Annotated in this window: 1 protein-coding gene; it reads right to left on the bottom strand. The window is 61.8% G+C overall.

What is annotated here, in order from left to right; translation table 11 throughout:
* Positions 1–129: 129 nt before the first annotated feature.
* Entirely contained in the window at positions 130–1,086 is a 957-nt protein-coding gene (locus tag G1C94_RS07595; RefSeq protein WP_172147242.1) for a hypothetical protein, read from the bottom strand.
* Positions 1,087–1,234 lie beyond the last annotated feature (148 nt).

The raw sequence follows: 1,234 nt of genomic DNA, 5'->3' as shown, positions 1-1,234 counted from the left end.
CGTTGGGGTTTCGCGCCGCCCGGACCATGCCGCCCGCGATGATCACCCCGATGGTGACCACCAGGACGATGGCGACCGCGAGGACGGCGCACACCAGCACTTCGCGCAGGTCCTTGCGCATTTCGTTTCTCATTTCGCTGTCCTTTCGTTGGTTTCGTTGATGATCCGCTGCGCCGCCTCGTCGGGCGGGGTGCCGTCACGGATCAGTGCGAACAGCCTCCGCCGTCGCATCATGACGTCCACCGGGTCAAGCCCGAGCACCGTCAGCGGCTCGTCGAAGTTGGCTTGGAGCCATGATTCGCTGGGCGGTTCGACCCGTTCGGGTTCGGGCGTGTGGTCGCGCCATGTGTCGTTCGCCAGCCAGTTCGCCAGGGTCGGAACCCACCGCGCCTCGATTTCGCCGCGCCCGACCTTGGCCGCGTATGCCGTGGCCGCGTCAAGCAGCAGCCTCGGGCTGGCACCCGCATCGACAGCCGTAGCATACGCTTGGACGGCCTTGGGCTTGCCCGTGTGCTTCGGGTACGCCCGCCAAAGCGCATCGAACCCACCGGCTTCGGTTTCGGTTTTCGTCCCGTCGTCCACCTCTGGGGGACTATAGGGGGTTATTTCTGTTTCTGTTTCTGTTTCTGTTTCTGCGATAATTTGCGATTGCTCTTGCGACGCATTTGCCATCGCAGGTGCGACGTTTTTGCGATGATTTTGCGATGAATCCGCTTCATCCTGCGGTTTCTTACCCCACCGCTTCTCATTGCCCTTGCGTCCCGCTGCGGAGCGACGAGCCTTCAGCTCGTTCTGCTCCTTGACCGAGGTCTGCGACTTCAAAAAGTCATGGATAAGCCAACCGTCCTCGACCGGCTCGAACAGCCCGGCGTCCACCAGCGCCTTGAGGTCTTCGGCTTCGGCGGCCAGATGCCGTTTCGCGGCGAACGCGGAGACCTTGCCGTCTTTTTTGCAGTCCACCGAGTAGGTGATCGCGTTCAACCACAGCCACGCCGCGCTCGGATGGCGCATGGCGAACTCCTGAATCTTGTCGTTTAGATACAGTTTCGCGCTGACCTTGGCGAACGTCTCCATCTCATTGGCCATCTTGTCTCACCTTCCCGTTGCTGTCGAACACCGCTCTTGCGAATCCGAGCGGTGTCCGCGACCTGAAATTGGCCCGCTCCGCCCCTGGCGGTGCCTTGAAAATACGCTCATCCGGTTCTCCCAACGACATGTCGCGCCTTGGGGGGGG

This window comes from Bifidobacterium panos (genome assembly GCF_012932445.1).
GTDB lineage: Bacteria > Actinomycetota > Actinomycetes > Actinomycetales > Bifidobacteriaceae > Bifidobacterium > Bifidobacterium panos.
The sequence above is the reverse complement of the archived record's forward strand: the minus strand, read 5'-3'. Positions and strand labels throughout refer to the sequence as shown.

Bases quoted from the DNA above. Each gene is read 5' to 3' on its own strand.
- G1C94_RS07595 (WP_172147242.1), bottom strand. From the start codon at position 1,086: ATGGCCAATGAGATGGAGACGTTCGCCAAGGTCAGCGCGAAACTGTAT.